The sequence below is a fragment of the Thioalkalivibrio sp. ALE20 genome (genome assembly GCF_000381405.1).
In the GTDB taxonomy this organism is placed as follows: Bacteria; Pseudomonadota; Gammaproteobacteria; order Ectothiorhodospirales; family Ectothiorhodospiraceae; genus Thioalkalivibrio.
This window is the reverse complement of record NZ_KB906472.1, coordinates 118,176-133,087: the sequence shown is the minus strand read 5'-3', so window position 1 is coordinate 133,087 and position 14,912 is coordinate 118,176. Positions and strand designations below refer to the sequence as shown.

Annotated in this window: 16 protein-coding genes; 12 read left to right on the top strand and 4 right to left on the bottom strand. The window is 69.7% G+C overall.

Annotation, left to right across the window (positions count from 1 at the left end):
* The first annotated feature begins 61 nt into the window (after positions 1-61).
* Both F790_RS13705 and F790_RS0104005 read left to right on the top strand, forming a co-directional pair.
* The gene (locus tag F790_RS13705; RefSeq protein WP_083938854.1) at positions 62-1,291 is read left to right on the top strand and encodes a hypothetical protein; all 1,230 of its coding nucleotides are present in this window, start codon (positions 62-64) and stop codon (positions 1,289-1,291) included.
* 349 nt (positions 1,292-1,640) lie between these two features.
* Positions 1,641-2,780 carry an acyl-CoA desaturase gene (locus F790_RS0104005; RefSeq protein ID WP_019590895.1) on the top strand — a complete coding sequence of 380 codons (1,140 nt, stop codon included), beginning with the start codon at positions 1,641-1,643 and terminating at the stop codon, positions 2,778-2,780.
* 92 nt (positions 2,781-2,872) lie between these two features.
* Here the strand turns inward: F790_RS0104005 and F790_RS0104000 are convergent, their stop codons facing one another.
* A complete protein-coding gene (locus F790_RS0104000; RefSeq protein ID WP_018868813.1) occupies positions 2,873-3,190 on the bottom strand; it encodes a hypothetical protein in 318 nt (105 codons plus the stop codon).
* Positions 3,191-3,206: 16 nt separating this feature from the next.
* Positions 3,207-3,446 (bottom strand): hypothetical protein, encoded by a 240-nt coding sequence (locus F790_RS0103995; protein ID WP_019022604.1) that lies wholly within the window; start codon positions 3,444-3,446, stop codon positions 3,207-3,209.
* 73 nt (positions 3,447-3,519) lie between these two features.
* On the opposite strand from F790_RS0103995, the gene F790_RS0103990 reads away from it, so the two are divergent.
* From F790_RS0103990 to F790_RS0103945, 10 genes are all read left to right on the top strand, one after another.
* On the top strand, positions 3,520-3,780 hold the full coding sequence (locus F790_RS0103990) for a hydrogenase maturation nickel metallochaperone HypA (protein WP_019022603.1): 261 nt from the start codon (positions 3,520-3,522) through the stop codon (positions 3,778-3,780).
* Positions 3,777-6,125 carry a carbamoyltransferase HypF gene (gene hypF / locus F790_RS0103985; RefSeq protein WP_019590894.1) on the top strand — a complete coding sequence of 783 codons (2,349 nt, stop codon included), beginning with the start codon at positions 3,777-3,779 and terminating at the stop codon, positions 6,123-6,125. The genes F790_RS0103990 and hypF overlap by 4 nt, the downstream gene beginning before the upstream one ends.
* Before the next feature lie 4 nt (positions 6,126-6,129).
* Positions 6,130-6,387, top strand: coding sequence for a HypC/HybG/HupF family hydrogenase formation chaperone (locus F790_RS0103980; protein WP_019022601.1), 258 nt, complete (start codon positions 6,130-6,132; stop codon positions 6,385-6,387).
* The gene (gene hypD / locus F790_RS0103975) at positions 6,384-7,472 is read left to right on the top strand and encodes a hydrogenase formation protein HypD (protein ID WP_019590893.1); all 1,089 of its coding nucleotides are present in this window, start codon (positions 6,384-6,386) and stop codon (positions 7,470-7,472) included. The genes F790_RS0103980 and hypD overlap by 4 nt, the downstream gene beginning before the upstream one ends.
* On the top strand, positions 7,469-8,473 hold the full coding sequence (hypE, locus tag F790_RS0103970) for a hydrogenase expression/formation protein HypE (RefSeq protein WP_019590892.1): 1,005 nt from the start codon (positions 7,469-7,471) through the stop codon (positions 8,471-8,473). The genes hypD and hypE overlap by 4 nt, the downstream gene beginning before the upstream one ends.
* A 61-nt stretch (positions 8,474-8,534) precedes the next feature.
* On the top strand, positions 8,535-8,759 hold the full coding sequence (locus F790_RS0103965) for a hypothetical protein (RefSeq protein ID WP_019590891.1): 225 nt from the start codon (positions 8,535-8,537) through the stop codon (positions 8,757-8,759).
* 115 nt (positions 8,760-8,874) lie between these two features.
* Complete coding sequence (locus F790_RS0103960; protein WP_018868822.1) at positions 8,875-9,825, top strand: PDC sensor domain-containing protein; 951 nt, start codon at positions 8,875-8,877, stop codon at positions 9,823-9,825.
* Between the two features lie 99 nt (positions 9,826-9,924).
* Positions 9,925-10,485 (top strand): rhodanese-like domain-containing protein, encoded by a 561-nt coding sequence (locus F790_RS0103955; protein WP_019022597.1) that lies wholly within the window; start codon positions 9,925-9,927, stop codon positions 10,483-10,485.
* 146 nt (positions 10,486-10,631) lie between these two features.
* On the top strand, positions 10,632-11,474 hold the full coding sequence (locus tag F790_RS0103950) for a PP2C family serine/threonine-protein phosphatase (protein WP_019590890.1): 843 nt from the start codon (positions 10,632-10,634) through the stop codon (positions 11,472-11,474).
* A gap of 63 nt (positions 11,475-11,537) precedes the next feature.
* Positions 11,538-12,581 carry a LysM peptidoglycan-binding domain-containing protein gene (locus tag F790_RS0103945; RefSeq protein ID WP_019590889.1) on the top strand — a complete coding sequence of 348 codons (1,044 nt, stop codon included), beginning with the start codon at positions 11,538-11,540 and terminating at the stop codon, positions 12,579-12,581.
* Positions 12,582-12,607: 26 nt separating this feature from the next.
* Here F790_RS0103945 and F790_RS0103940 read toward each other — a convergent pair whose 3' ends face one another.
* Positions 12,608-14,308, bottom strand: coding sequence for a serine/threonine-protein kinase (locus tag F790_RS0103940; RefSeq protein ID WP_019590888.1), 1,701 nt, complete (start codon positions 14,306-14,308; stop codon positions 12,608-12,610).
* A gap of 3 nt (positions 14,309-14,311) precedes the next feature.
* The gene (locus F790_RS0103935) at positions 14,312-14,854 is read right to left on the bottom strand and encodes an FHA domain-containing protein (protein ID WP_019590887.1); all 543 of its coding nucleotides are present in this window, start codon (positions 14,852-14,854) and stop codon (positions 14,312-14,314) included.
* Between the last annotated feature and the right edge of the window lie 58 nt (positions 14,855-14,912).

The window sequence follows — 14,912 nt, the reverse complement described above, 5'->3', positions numbered from 1 at the left end:
CGAGCATCCACACGGAAGGCGTGACATTTCCTGTCACGAGACGGACAAGGAGAAGTGAGAGATGGCGGAGCCAGACCTGACACGGGTACGCGCAGCCCTCGACGCCGGTGACTTTGCCCGGGCGCGCGAGCTGATTGACGACCTCACCCTCCCGCCTTCGTCGGAGCTGCTGGAACTCCAGGCCATGGCGGCATATGGAGACGGAGACCTGGAAGGGGCTCTGGCCGCGTATGGCGACCTGTACCGCCTTCATCTCGAGAACGATGAGCCCTGCGAGGCGGCCCGGGCCGCCGTAAATGTGGGCATGTATCTGATGATGGATTCGGGCCTGATGGCACCCGTGCGCGCCTGGCTGTCTCGGGCCGAACGCCTGGTGGCAAAGGCACCGGACAACCCGGTCCGGGCGTGGCTCGCTGCGGTAAGAACCTACGAACGTCTGATGTGCGGCGACATGCCGGGGACCGGGCACTGGGCGCGAAAGGCGATGGAAGGGGGGCGCAGGCACGGCCTGAAGGCCCCGGCAATCATCGGACAGGTAGCCCACGCCAGAGTCCGCATCCATGATGGCGCAGTCGACGAAGGGCTGAGTGCGCTGGACGATGTGGCCGTTGAGCTGAGCGCCGGCAATCTCGATCCCCTGACCTCCGGACAGATGTGGTGCGAGGTCATCTGTGCGATGCAATGGATCGGGCAACACGACCGTGCCGAACAGTGGACCGAAGCCATGGAACGCTGGCGGCACGACGCCGCCTTCGGGGGGCTTGGCGGGCGTTGCCGGGTCCACCAGGCGGAGATCATGCGCCTGCGGGGGCCCTGTGATGCGGCCGAACAGGAGGCTTTGCTGGCGTGCGAGGAGCTGCGGCCCTGGATGCGCCGCGAGTACGGCTGGCCTCTCACTGAACTGGGCAACGCGCGCCTGCGCAAGGGCGATTTCGCCGGGGCCGAAGAGGCGTTCATGGCTGCCTACCAGAACGCCTGGCTTCCCCAGCCGGGGCTTGCGTGGCTGCGGCTGGCCCAGGGGCGCACCGAGGAAGCCTTCTCGATGATCGAGAACGCACTCGAACATCCTTTCGACATCCCCTCGAATCTGCCGAACGCGGGGCACTGCCGGTCGAGCCCCCTGCGGAAGATCTGCACATCGATGCCCAGGCGGGACTGGAGGTGTTCTACTCGAAGGCGCGCGAAGCTTATCGGCAACGACTCGCCGAAACGGAAGCGGATATCGAAGAGGCCGAGGCCAACAACGACCTTCACCGGGCAGAACTGGCCCGCGCCGACCGCGAGTTTCTGATCAACGAGCTGCGCCGCGGCGTGGGCCTGAACGACCGCGCCCGAACGGTGGGAGATGGCGTGGAACGGGCACGAACCAGTGCAACCCGGTCACTGCGTTACGCCCTCGATCGAATCGCCGAGCACCATGCAGCGCTCGGCGAGCACCTCGAGCGGACCGTACGCACCGGCACCTACTTCGCCTATGAGCCCGACCCCCGAGCGCCGGTCAAGTGGCAGACCTGACCGCCGGCGCCCTGGGCCCTGCGGGTTTTACGCCCCGTCCGGCATTTTTTGCTCGCAACGTGGTCTGAACGAACATGAAGGGGCAAGCATTGGCGCTTGCCCCGATCGTCAGCAGGTATCTTTCGATGTCCGAACCGACCCCGCCGATTGCCCGGACCACGGCGATCTTCTTTCTGGCGAGCAATCTGGCGGCCCTCACGCTGGTGCCGTGGTGGGGCCTGACGCAGGGCTTCAGTGGCGCGGCCTGGGCCTTTTTCGGAATCTTCATGGTGCTCGGCGGCCTGGGGATTACCGTGGGCTATCACCGGCTGTGGGCGCATCGCAGCTTCAAGGCGCGCGGCCCGCTGCGCGTGATTCTGGCGCTTTGCGGGGCGCTGGCACTGCAGAACAGCATCTACAACTGGAGCGCGCGGCACCGCGTGCATCATGGCTACGTGGATGACGTGGACCGTGACCCGCACTCCATCCGGCGCGGTTTCTGGCACGCCCACATGGGCTGGATGCTGCGCCACTGGCCGACCAGCGAGGCCGATTATTCGCGCGCGAAGGACCTGACGAAGGATCCGGTGGTGATGTGGCAGCACCGCCACTACTGGACCCTTGTGTGGGGGCTGAACCTGGGGCTGCCCCTGCTGCTGGGGCTGGTGTTCGGGGACGTGATCGGCATGCTGCTGCTGGCGGGCGTGCTGCGGCTGGTGCTCAGTCACCATTTCACGTTCTTTATCAACTCCCTGGCGCACTGGTGGGGATGGCGCCCCTACAGTGACGAGAATACCGCCGTGGACAACGGCCTGGTCGCGTTGCTCACCTGGGGCGAGGGGTACCACAACTTCCACCATGCCTTTCAGGGCGACTACCGCAACGGCGTGCGCTGGTGGCAGTACGACCCCTCGAAGTGGCTGATCAACCTGCTGGCGTGGACGGGGCTGGTGCATGACCGGCGCTGGACGCCGCGCTTCAAGATCCTGCGCGCGCGGCTGCACACCGAGTTCCGCCGCCTGCTGAACTCCGATGCGGCCGGGCCGGTGCACGACACCTGGCGCGCGACCGTGGAACGCGAGTACCAGCACTTCCGCGATACGGTGAACCAGTGGCAGCAGGCGCAGGCGGACAACATGCGGGCCGGTCGCGAGGCCCTGAACGACCGCTGGCTGCGCACGGAACTGCGTACTCGATTCAAGGAACTGGAGTATCGCCTCAAGATGCAGCGTCGCCGCCTGCGCGCGCTGTCGGCCTGCCAAGGCACGGCATCGGCTTCCGCCTGACGCCCTGCCCTCCCGGGAGTTCAGGGGCCCGGAGAGTGCATTGAAGCGGACGACCCGGTCGGCCTCGGGCATGCGCCCGCTACCCGACTGCGCTAGGCCGTGTCGTCGGCGATCTTTTTCGCCACGCGGTCGGCGACCTTGCCGCGCACCACCACCTCGTCGGCTCCGGCCTCACGCGCGGCCTTGAGCATGCTCCCTTCCACATGCGGGCCAAAGGCGAGGATGGCGGCATCCGGGCAGCGTTCACGCCAGGTCGACACACTCCCGACGTCCCGTGCACCCAGGTCGATCACGATCAGGTCGGGGGCTGCAGGCTCGCCGCTGCCGGTCACTTCGGCACCGGCCGCGCGCCAGCGCGATTCGAGCCGCACGCGGGTCATCAGGTCGGGGGTGTCGATATGGATCTGCATGGATGTCGGGCTCCGTTCAGTGGGTATCCGCCGCCCGTACCCGTCGAACATGCCGGATGACATCCGCGGCGAACGGGATGGAGAGGACAACGCCGGCCGCGATCAGTGCCGGGCCGTAGTACGGGAAGCGCAGTGCCTCCGGCACCAGATGGAGTCCGGCAAAAAGTTCGACCAGCCCCAGCGTAATCAGAACGGTCCCGAAGAGGTCGAGACCCAGCAGAAACATCGACGGTTTCCAGGTTTCGTTCTTTTCCATGCCGCCTCCCTGCAGCCATTATAGGAAGGAACCAGTCTACCTTAAGGAAACCGGGACGGGGAGACACTGAACCATGCACGAACATTCGCTGATGGCCGACTTGCTGCGCAAGATCGAGCAGGTGGCGGCCGACAACAATGCCGAGCGCGTGACCCGGGTCCGGGTGTGGCTGGGGGCGCTGTCGCATATCACGCCGGAGCATTTCCGCGAGCATTTCGAGGACGGCACCCGCGGCACAGTGGCCGAGGGCGCCGAACTGGAGGTGGAGACCTCGGACGACGACACCCACCCCGAAGCCCAGCAGATCCTGCTGCGGAACCTGGACGTGGTGTGAACGACCGCGGTCGTGCGCGCTGGCGCCTGATCGTCGCAGGCCGGGTACAGGGCGTCGGTTTCCGGCCGTTCGTCGCCCGTCAGGCGCGTCGGCTGGGGCTGACGGGGGCGGTCGCGAACACCGCGGAAGGGGTCGTGATCGAGATCGAAGGGCCGCAGACGGCACTGAAGTCGTTCCGCCGTTCCCTGGACGAGGACGGCCCGCCGGCCGCACGCGTGGACCTGATCACCGCCACCACGATTCCGCCGCTCGGGGATGCGGATTTTTACGTCCGCACCCATCATGCCGCCGGCGGGGGCGTTCCCGCACTGGCCCCCGACCGCGCGCCCTGCCCGGCGTGTCGGGCCGAAATCCGTGATCCGGCTGCGCGGCGGTTCCGCTATCCGTTCACCGCCTGTGCCGACTGCGGACCGCGCTGGAGCATCACGACCGACCTGCCCTGGGAGCGGGCGCGGACCACGCTCGCCGGGTTCGCCCTGTGTCCGGCGTGTCTCCGCGAATTCGAGGACCCGGAGGACCGGCGCTTCCACGCGGAGGCCATGGCCTGTCCGGAGTGCGGCCCGCAACTCACGCTGCGCACGCCGGACGGGGACGCGCGGAGCACCGGCGACGCCGCTCTGCGCGCGGGGGTGGACATCCTGCGCGAAGGGGGCATTCTGGCCCTGAAGGGCACGGGCGGCTTCCAGCTGCTGGTGGATGCCACCCGACCGGAAGCGGTCGCGCGGCTGCGCCGGCGCAAGCAGCGGCCGGAGAAACCACTGGCGATCATGCTGCCGGGTCGGGCCGAAACGGATACGCTCGCCCGCATCGACGATGTCGAGCGGGCGCTGCTGGAATCCCCCGAGGCCCCCATCGTACTGGTCGAGGGCCGGCCGGAGGCACCGCTGGCCGAGGGGGTCGCCCCGGGGCTCGGACGTCGCGGACTGATGCGCCCGTCCACCCCGCTGCACCTCCTGCTCCTGGACGACTTCGGCGAACCGGTGGTCTGCACTTCCGGGAACCGCAGCGGCGAGCCCCTGTGCGTGGAAGGCGACGAGGCGGTTGCCCGGCTGGGCGATATCGCGGACGCGATCCTGGATCACGACCGGCCGGTCGCACGGGCGCTGGACGACTCCGTGTTCCAGGTCGCCGCCGGCGAACCCCAGTGCCTGCGACTGGGGCGCGGCTGCATGCCGACGCGTGTGCCACTGCCTGCGGGGGAGCCCGCGGTTGCGCCCGCGCCGGTCACCCTGGCGCTGGGCGGACAGCTCAAGGCAGCGCCCGCCCTGGCGCTCGCGAACGAAGTGGTGGTCGGCGCCCATGTCGGCGACCTGGAAAGCGATGCGGCATTGCAGCGGCTGAACGGCGAGGCCCGGGCGCTGGGGGAACTCTGCGGGGTGGACATCGAACGGATCGCCTGCGACCGACACCCGGATTACGCGTCCACACGCCTGGCCGAAACCCGGGACCTGCCGCTCACGCGGGTACAGCATCATCACGCCCATGCGGTGGCGGCCCTCGCGGAGCACGGCGTGCGCGAACCGGCGCTGGCCCTGGTGTGGGACGGGGCCGGGCTGGGCGACGACGGTACGCTGTGGGGCGGCGAGTGCCTGAACCTCGACCGTGACGGTAGCTGGCGCCGCAGCGGGCATCTGCGACCGTTCCGCCTGCCCGGAGGCGAGGCCGCGATGCGCGAACCGCGGCGCGCGCTGCTGGGTCTGCTGCATGCCCGGTACCACGGCGATCGCGCGACCCTCGAGGCCAGTCCCGCGCGCGCCCTGTTCACCGCAGCGGAATGGCAGCCGCTGCTCGCCTGCCTGGACCGGGGGATCAACGCCCCGGTGACCTCCAGTGCGGGAAGGCTGTTCGATGCGGTCGCGGCACTCAGCGGCCTGCGCATCGCCGCCGGCTACGAAGGCCAGGCCGCGCTGCGCGTGCAGGAAGCCGCGGAGGCAGCTGGGCCCGCAGACAATGGTGCACAGTACGGCGATACAGACGCGATCCCGCTGGATACCGACCTTGCACCCTGGCAGGGCGACTGGGCCCCGCTGGTCGATGCCCTGCTCGCGGAACGCGCGGCGCGGCCGCTGGACGCGCCCGCACGCATGGCCACGCGGCTGCACCGGGCGCTCGCGGGATTCGCGGTCGCGGCGGCCCGCGCCAATAACCGGGAAACCGTGGCATTGACCGGCGGATGCTTCCAGAATCGGTGGTTGCTGCAACAATGCGTGGACGCCCTGCGGGCGGCCGGTTTCCGCCCGCTCTGGCCGCAGCGCATCCCGCCCGGCGACGGCGGGCTGGCGACCGGCCAGGCCGTGATTGCAAGACGGGCGACCTCGCCCGTGCGAACCACCGACGGAGACTGAGACCATGTGCCTGGCCATCCCCGGCCGCATCGACCATGTGGAGGAAGCGGACGATCCGCTGTTCCGCCAGGCCCGCGTGGCCTTCGGCGGGGTTGCGCGCACGGTGTCGCTGGCCTGTACGCCGGAGGCCGGGCCCGGCGACTACGTGCTGGTGCACGCCGGCATCGCGATCGCCACCGTCGACGAGGCGGCCGCCGAACGCACCCTGGCCGCCCTGCGCGAGATCCCCGGGCACGATCCGTCCGCTCCGGAGGGTCCGTGAAGCACCTCGACGAATACCGCGACCCGGCGCTGATCCTGCAGCAGGTCGAGGCGATCCGCGCGGCCTGCACCCGGCGCTGGACGCTGATGGAGGTCTGCGGCGGCCAGACCCACGCGATCCTGCGCCACGGGCTGGACGAGCTGCTGGCCGACTCGGTCGAGCTGCTCCACGGGCCCGGCTGCCCGGTCTGCGTGACGCCCACCGAGACCCTGGACCGGGCCGTGCTGCTGACCCGCCTCCCCGAGGTGATGCTGTGCACCTTCGGCGACATGCTGCGCGTACCCGGCGCGCTGGGCGACCTGAACGCCGCGCGCGCGGCCGGCGGGGAGGTGCGCGTGATCTACTCGCCGCTGGATGCGGTCGCCCTGGCGCGCGAACACCCGGAGCGCGAGGTGGTGCTGCTGGCGGTCGGCTTCGAGACCACCGCCCCGGCCGCCGCGCTCGCGGTACTGCAGGCCGAGGCCCTGGGGCTGTCCAACCTGTCGCTGCTCGTCTCGCACTCGCTGGTACCGCCGGCGATGGAGGCCCTGCTCACCGATCCGGACAGTCGCATCCAGGGCTTTCTGGCCGCCGGACACGTCTGCACGGTGGAAGGTGCAACCGTCTACCGGACGATCGCCGAACGCTTCCGGGTCCCGATCGTGGTGACCGGCTTCGAGCCGGTGGACCTGCTGGCCGGGATCCATGCCTGCGTGGAGCAACTGGAACGCGGCGAAGCGCGGGTGGAGAACCGCTACGACCGCGCCGCCCGCGATGACGGCAACGCCGCCGCGCGCGATGCGGTCACCCGCGTGTTCGAGCCGGTGGAACGCGAGTGGCGCGGGATGGGCCGCCTGCCCGCCAGCGGGCTGGGCCTGCGTCCGGAATACGCGCGCTTCGATGCCCTGAAGCGCTTCGACCTGGCCGGGACCGGATCCGGAGGAGACGGTCCCTGTATCGCCGGCCAGGTGCTGCGCGGGCTGAGTCGACCCACCGACTGTCCGGCCTTCGGCCGCGAATGCACCCCGGATCACCCCCTGGGAGCGCCGATGGTCTCCTCCGAGGGGGCCTGCGCGGCCTACCTCCACTACCGGGGCGAAACATGACCGCCGAGGTCGTGCGGCTGGCGCATGGTGGCGGGGGCCGGCTGCAGGCGAAGCTGCTGGACGAGGTGATCCTGCCGGCCCTGGGCGCCCGCGCCTGCGGCGCCCCCGATGCCGCCGTGCTCGATGCGCCGGGCGGGCGCCTGGCCATGACCACCGACAGCTTCGTGGTGCGGCCGCTGTTCTTTCCCGGCGGCGACATCGGCCGCCTCGCGGTGCACGGCACGGTCAACGACCTGGCGATGGCCGGGGCGCGTCCGCTGTGGCTGACGCTGGGGCTGATCCTCGAGGAGGGGCTCCCGCTGGAGGACCTGCGCCGCGTCCTCGCCTCCGTAAGCGCGGCCGCCGAAGAATGTGGTGTGCAGGTGGTGGCCGGCGACACCAAGGTGGTCGAGGCCGGGCATGGTGACGGGGTCTACATCAACACGAGCGGCGCGGGCGTGGTCCCGGACGGAGTTGGCATCGAACCGAGCGCGATCCGGCCGGGCGACGTGCTGCTGGCCAGCGGCGATCTCGGGCGCCATGGCGTGGCCATCCTCGCCGCCCGCGAGAACCTCGGCCTCGAGCCGCCGGTTCCCAGCGACAGCGCGTCGGTGGCCGCGGGCGTGGCGGCCCTGCTGGACGCCGGTGTGCCGGTACATGCACTGCGCGACCCCACCCGCGGCGGCACGCTGGCCGCGCTGCAGGAGCTGGCCGAGGCCTCCGGCTGCCGCCTGGTGCTGGACGATGCGGCCATCCCCGTACGCGAAGACGTGCGCGGGGCCTGCGAGATCCTCGGGCTGGACCCGCTGCACTCGGCCTGTGAGGGGCGGTTCCTCGCGTCCGCCCCGGAAGATCACGCGGGGCAGGCGCTCGCGGTCCTGCGATCCGTTCCCGAGACCCGGGACGCGGTCGCCATCGGCCGGGCCGCGGCCGGTGACCCCGCGGTGATTCGTCGCCTGGCCACCGGCGTGGAACGCAGGCTGGTCCTGCCGGCCGGAGAACAGCTCCCGCGCATCTGCTGAAAGCCGCTCCCGCACGCGCTATCGTTGTCCGGCCCGTTTACGCAGCAACAGGAGACCGATCATGAGCCTCAGTCGCCTCACTCTTGTCCCCCTGGCCCTGGCCCTGGCCGCCAGCCCGGCGCTTGCACACCCCGGGCATGGTCATGGCGACGGCCATTCCCTGCTGCATTACCTGAGCTCGCCGGAGCATGTCTGGCCCGCGGCCGCAGCCCTGCTGCTGGCCGCCGTAATCGGGGGCGCCTGGCTGTGGCGGCGCTCGCGCCGGCGGAAAGACCCGCGGAGCTGACAGCGGGCACGAATCCTGCTGACAAAACCGGTGCATGCTCGGGAGAGCCGGTCACGACTGTGAAAACCCGGTTCGGGGATAATGCGCGCGCACCAAAAGGAATCGGAAACGCACCATGAACGAACTGAAACAGGCCATCGAGCACCAGCGGGAGTACCTGGAAGAGCGGCTGCATGAGCCGCTGAGCGGGATCGCGGCGCGCCTGGTGCCGGCCTGGCCCCGGCGCGAGGAACTGGACTCGATCCTGGAGGACGGGATCCGGCGGATCCCCGAGGCCACATTCATGTACGCGCTCAACACCCGCGGGATCCAGCTGTCCGACAACATCTCCCGCAGCGGCGTGCTGCCCGAGCATTTCGGCCGCGACCGCTCGCAGCGGCCGTACATGAAGGAGGCCGTGCCGGCCGACGGTTTCCTGCTGTCCGAGGCCTATATCAGCCTGCTGGGGCGGCGCCCGTCGCTGACCGCCCTGCAGCTTGTCCGCGACGACAACGGCCGGGCCCTGGGTTTCCTCGGCGCGGACTTCGACCTGCGCAACCTGCCGGACCTGTCGGAGGACCTGTACGAGGAATCCAGCGAGTGGCGTCAGATCAAGGGCGACCCGTCGATCCGCGGCACGCTGTTCCAGCAGAGCCGCACCGAAAGCCTGATGGACCGCAACATGGACACCGCGCTGGCCATCCTGGAGGAGCTGTTCACCGAGCGCGGCGTGTTCCAGGGCGTGTTCCACTTCTCCAGCTCGCGCGCGACCCTGTGGACCACCGAGGATCCGTACCGCTACCGCATCCTGACCCACGAGTCGCTGGCCGATCCGGATGTCTGTCTGGCCTTCCCCCACGAACCCTACCCGGAGGAGGCACTGATCCCGCAACGGGACATCGGCCGGGTGCTGGACGGCCTGCGGACCCTGCGTTTCGCCGACGACACCGTGTATCTGCGTTCCGCGTCGCTCAACCTGTTCAACGGCATGGTCAGCCTGACCTTTTCCTGTGACGGCTCGCACTACATGACCTCCGAGGAATTCCTCGGGCGTTCCATCGAATTCTGGCTGGGGGCGACCGGCTGATCCGCCCCGGCCTCATACCCCCTCGGGGGCCGGGTCATTTTCCCGGGGTCACGGCGCTGCATTTATATTAGGATTCCCTAATAAATACTGGAGAGAAGCATGCAGCGTACCCTCGCCGCCCTGACTCTGGGCCTGGCCCTCGCCCTGCCCGCCACCGCCGTGGCCGACGACGTCCACGAATTCGGGATCTCGCCGCAGGCGACCTACAACCTGGTGCAGGAAGACGGCGATGACGTCCTGTTCATCGATGTCCGCGACCCGGTCGAGATCATGTTCGTGGGCTTCACCGACGAGGTCGATCTCAACATCCCCTTCCTGCTGGTGGACCGCCACGACTGGGATGACGAGAAGAACCGCTTCAACCCCTCGCGTAACCCCGACTTCGTCGACCAGATCGACGCGGCGCTGGAAGAGCGCGGTCTGAACCGCGACGCCACGATCATCACCATGTGCCGCTCCGGCAGCGAACGCGGAGAGCCCAGCGCGGCATTCCTGCGCGAGAACGGCTTTCCCAACGCCCGTTACGTGGTCAACGGCTTCCAGGGCGACGCCATCAGCGAAGGCGAACGCGCCGGCTTCCGCCTGAAGAACGGCTGGCAGAACTCCGGCCTGCCGTGGAGCCGCGAGATGAACGCCGACAAGATCCACCGCAGCGACTGACCCCGCCCGGATCCGTCCGGATCCTCCGCGGCCCCGGATGCCACCGGGGCCGTGTCATCCGTTTCGTACTCTCCCGCCCGGGGGTGTCCCGCAATCCCCGAAACCGGCATCATGGCAGGGTCTTCATCCCTCCCGCCGGACTCGACATGGAAACCGCCTCCGCCAGCGACATCGGGGCGCGCCCCGAACAGCAGGATGCCGTCACCGTCCGGGTCTCCGACGACGGTCGCCGCGCACTGCTGGCCGTCGCCGACGGCATGGGCGGCCACGCGGCCGGGGCCTGGGCCTCGCATACCGCCATCGCCACCATCGAGGCGCACTGGGAGCAGTGCAACGGCATGCCCACGCGTCCGGCCCGCTGGCTGGAAACCGTTGCCCGCGCGGCCCACGACGCCCTGCGCGCGGAAATCGCCGACGACACCGCCCCGCCCGGGACTACCCTGGTGGTGCTGTTCGTGGATGAGTCCGGTGCGTGGTGGGTACACTGCGGCGACAGCCGCCTGCTGCATTTCCGTGGCACGCGCCTGATCGAACGCACCCGCGACCACTCGCGGGTGCAGGAGCTGTTCGAGGCCGGGATGATCCGCGAGGAGGAGATGGCCACCCACCCGGATCAGAACCACCTGCTCGCGGCGCTGGGCATGCCCGGAGGCCTGCGCCTGGACCACGGACACGCGAAACGCCATCCGGACTCCGCGTTCCTGCTGTGCACCGACGGTTTCTGGGAACAGATCGAGCCGGCGGAGATGGCGGGCCTGCTGGTGTCCGATGACCTGTCCCGCGGGCTCGACGAGGCGGTGCGGGTAGCCGCCAGGCGCGGGGGCCCGCGCGGCGACAACATCGCCGTGGCCGCCTGGCGCAGTGGCGCCCCCCGGGGCTTCGACCGCCTGCGCCATCGGGGCGGGTCGCTGGTGCCTTCGACGCTGCTGGGCGGGATCATCCTGCTGGCGGTGCTGGCGATCCTGTTCTGGCCGGTCGGCGGCGGATGAACGGAAATCACCGAACCCGTATACTGTATAAACAGTGAAGCCGTTCACATAATGGATCGTCCGATGGCCCCCTCCCGTTTCGTCCGCTCGCTGTTGCTGTTGTCCCTGCTGTCCCTGACGGGCGGCTGTGCAATGCTGGAACAGGAACCGGACGCAGACCCGGAACCGACCCAGGACCCGCAAGCGACGGATGAACCGCGGGAAGCGGCCCGGTCGGACGAAAAACATGCCTCACCGCCGACCCTTGCTGCTATCCTGAGCCGGCTGCAGGCGGGCGAATGGGACCGGGCGGAGACCATGCTGGAGCGGTTCCGGGAATCCCGCCCCGAGGACCCCACCGCGCGCTCGCTGCAGCGTCAGCTCACGGAAGACCCGGAAACGCTGCTCGCCGACGGCGAGACGCGGCATACCGTGGAGGCGGGGGAGACCCTGGGTCTGATCGCCAGGCGCTACACCGGCGACGCCACGCAGTTCCTGATCCTGGCGCGGCTCAACGACATCCGGCGGCCGGAACACCTGACCGTCGGTCAGCAGCTGCGCGTTCCCCCGCCCGCCGACCCGCAGGACGCCGGCGAGCCCGGGGTCACCCCCGATCTCGACGAGCAGCTGCAGGCCCTGGACGCAGGCGCGGAAGACGGCTCGGGCGAACGCGGGGAGTCCTACCGCATGACCATCCGCGCCGACCTCGACGCCGGGCGTCACGAAGCGGCCTACGAGACCGCACGGGCCGCCCGGGAGGCCGCCCCCGGGGAGGCCTGGGACGACTGGCTCGACCCGCTGGAACGGGAGGCCGCGGCGGCCCATTACGAACAGCGCGGCCTGGATGCGCGAGACCGGGACGACGCGGACGCGGCCAGGGACTGGCTGGAACGCGCACTCGAGGCGGAACCCGGGCGCGAACCGGCACGAACCGAACTGGCGCGTCTGCGGCGCGCGGAAGCGGAGACCCTGCACTCCGCCGCGATCGTTCACTACCGCAACCAGGAACTCGAGCGGGCCATTGAGCTGTGGGATGCCGCGCTCGAGCTCGATCCCGACTTCGACGCGGCGGAAGGCTATCGCCTGCGCGCCCGCGAGCTGCAGCGGCGCCTGGAGAACATGGAGTAACCGGCCGGCGGCCGGACCGCAACGGACTATCCGCTGCGTTCGTCGCCGCCCGGGTCCGCGCCGGGCGGCCGTTCCGGTGGAGCCACCGGCATGGTCCGCGTGGCGGAGGCATCGTCCTTGTGCCCCGACGGCGCCGGGTCCGCAGCCGCCCGCTTGACCCGCGCTTCCAGCGAATCCGCCATGGCGTTGTAGGCGGAGAATACGCGTTCGAAGTCGTCCCGCCGCCGCACCCGGATACGGGTATCCAGCCGCCCCTGAGCGATCTGGTCCAGCGCGCCGCGCAGGGTTTCCATCGGCACCTGCAGGCGCCGGGCAAAGACATAGACGCCCAGCAGCACCGCCAGCACGGTCACCACCGTCAGCATGAGCAGCGCCATCATGGTGGTGCGCCCCGCTTCCTGCAGCGAAGAGGTACTGAGCGCCACCTGCAGATGTCCCAGTTCGAAATCCTGGAACCGCACCGGCGCCTCGAACAGGAACACGTCGTTGCCGTCCGGACCGGCGGTGGACCATACCGTGCGCCCGTCGCGCGAGAGCAGAAGATCCTCGGCCGGCGGCTCGTTGCGCGGCTCGCCCAGCGCGTCCGGGTCGGAGCTGGCGACGATACGTCCGTGCCGGTCGCTGACGGACAGCAGTTCGATCTCGCGGTTGGCCTGCATGTCCCGCAGGCGCGCCTGCATCGCGATGGAATCCTCCAGCAGCAGATCCTCGGCGCTCTCCACCGCGATGGTGCCCGCGAGCGTGGAGCCGTAATCGAAAGCGAGGTCGGTCATCACCTCGTTCTGTTTCTGCTGCACCAGGAAGGCACCCACCGCCAGGGTGACCGCGACCAGAGCCCCCATCACCGCGGTCCAGCGCAGGCGCAGGGGCACGATGCGGCGCCCCGCACCGGCGCGTTCGCGTTCGGCGCGCTCGTCCTCGATGCGCTGCAGATCCACCAGCAGCTCGGCGGCCGACTGATACCGCCGGGACGGGTCGCGTTCCAGCAGCCGGCGCACCACCGCGACCAGGTCTTCCGGGCAGTCGCGGATGATCGGCCGGGGTTCCGGCACCGGCTCTTCCAGGACCCGCTGCAGGACCCGACCGGCCTCGCCATCGAGAAACGGCCGATGCCCGGTGAGCAGTTCGTACAGCACCACGCCCATCGACCACAGATCGCTGCGACCGTCGGCATCACCGCCGCGGATCAGCTCGGGGGCCATGTAATGGGGGGTCCCGGCCGACGCGGTGTGGTCCTCGGCGCGCCATTCGGGGTCGAACAAAGTCTCGGCAATGCCGAAATCCATCACCTTGATGTTGACCGTGGCACTGGTGACGAGGATGTTTTCCGGCTTGATGTCCCGGTGGATCACGCCATGGCGGTGAGCATAGTCCAGCGCCTCGGCCAGCTGCTGCGCCACCTTGAGAAAATTGCGCAGCAGCAGCGGACGGAACTGTTCGGCGTAGGCATCCAGCGTCTGCCCCTCCACCAGCTCCATGGCGATGAACGGCCGGCCCTCGGCTTCGCCCACGTCGAAGACCGTGACAATACCCGGGTGGGTCAGCGTACCCGCGGCACGGGCCTCGGTCAGGAAGCGCTGGCGGTATTCCGGATCGCAGGCGTAGTCGTCATGCAGGATCTTGATGGCCAGGGTCCGCCGGATCTGCGGGTCATACCCCTGATGGACCGTCGCCATCGCGCCGCGGCCCAGCTCCTCCCCTACTTCGTACCGGCCGAAGCGGCGCATGGATCAGGCCAGGACCTCCAGCCCGATCCGCACCAGCACAGCCACCACCAGAACCGCGGCACCGCCCGCCAGCCAGGCCCGCCAGCGCGGACGGCGGCCGGCCAGGGGCAGACCGGCCCCGGCATGATCCCGGTGATGAAACACGAATTCGGCCCCGCCGAAGCGCACGCGGTCGCCCTCCCTGAGCGTGGCCTCGTGCACCCGCTCGCCGTTGACCCAGGTGCCATTGGTGGAGAGCAGGTTCATCACCCGGCATTCGCCGTCCTCGTTGATGACCCAGGCGTGCTGGGAGGACACGCTCGGCTCCTGCAGGACGATGTCGTTGTCGGACTGACGCCCCAGCGAATGGCGGCCGGGGCGCATGAGCAGGCGTTGCTGCTTGAACGGCTCGGCGATCCCCACCAGCACCGGCAGGTCACTCTCCTCGACCTCGGTGCCGGCGGGCTCCGGCGGGGCCTCGGGCAGTTCGCCGCGCTGAAACAGCATGGTGCCCTGCGGGCCGTTACGGTCGCGGCCCTCGCCCCTTCCCTCGGAATGCTCGTTCATGCTCCCCCCGTGAATGGACATACGGGATGGAGTATGCCCGCACCCCCCGGAGGGTCAC

What these genes read in the sequence shown, in the direction of transcription:
- F790_RS13705 (WP_083938854.1), top strand. Translation starts at nt 62, where the DNA reads ATGGCGGAGCCAGACCTGACACGGGTACGCGCAGCCCTCGACGCCGGT.
- F790_RS0104005 (WP_019590895.1), top strand. Translation starts at nt 1,641, where the DNA reads ATGTCCGAACCGACCCCGCCGATTGCCCGGACCACGGCGATCTTCTTT.
- F790_RS0104000 (WP_018868813.1), bottom strand. Translation starts at nt 3,190, where the DNA reads ATGCAGATCCATATCGACACCCCCGACCTGATGACCCGCGTGCGGCTC.
- F790_RS0103995 (WP_019022604.1), bottom strand. Translation starts at nt 3,446, where the DNA reads ATGGAAAAGAACGAAACCTGGAAACCGTCGATGTTTCTGCTGGGTCTC.
- F790_RS0103990 (WP_019022603.1), top strand. Translation starts at nt 3,520, where the DNA reads ATGCACGAACATTCGCTGATGGCCGACTTGCTGCGCAAGATCGAGCAG.
- F790_RS0103980 (WP_019022601.1), top strand. Translation starts at nt 6,130, where the DNA reads ATGTGCCTGGCCATCCCCGGCCGCATCGACCATGTGGAGGAAGCGGAC.
- hypE (WP_019590892.1), top strand. Translation starts at nt 7,469, where the DNA reads ATGACCGCCGAGGTCGTGCGGCTGGCGCATGGTGGCGGGGGCCGGCTG.
- F790_RS0103965 (WP_019590891.1), top strand. Translation starts at nt 8,535, where the DNA reads ATGAGCCTCAGTCGCCTCACTCTTGTCCCCCTGGCCCTGGCCCTGGCC.
- F790_RS0103960 (WP_018868822.1), top strand. Translation starts at nt 8,875, where the DNA reads ATGAACGAACTGAAACAGGCCATCGAGCACCAGCGGGAGTACCTGGAA.
- F790_RS0103955 (WP_019022597.1), top strand. Translation starts at nt 9,925, where the DNA reads ATGCAGCGTACCCTCGCCGCCCTGACTCTGGGCCTGGCCCTCGCCCTG.
- F790_RS0103950 (WP_019590890.1), top strand. Translation starts at nt 10,632, where the DNA reads ATGGAAACCGCCTCCGCCAGCGACATCGGGGCGCGCCCCGAACAGCAG.
- F790_RS0103945 (WP_019590889.1), top strand. Translation starts at nt 11,538, where the DNA reads ATGGCCCCCTCCCGTTTCGTCCGCTCGCTGTTGCTGTTGTCCCTGCTG.
- F790_RS0103940 (WP_019590888.1), bottom strand. Translation starts at nt 14,308, where the DNA reads ATGCGCCGCTTCGGCCGGTACGAAGTAGGGGAGGAGCTGGGCCGCGGC.
- F790_RS0103935 (WP_019590887.1), bottom strand. Translation starts at nt 14,854, where the DNA reads ATGAACGAGCATTCCGAGGGAAGGGGCGAGGGCCGCGACCGTAACGGC.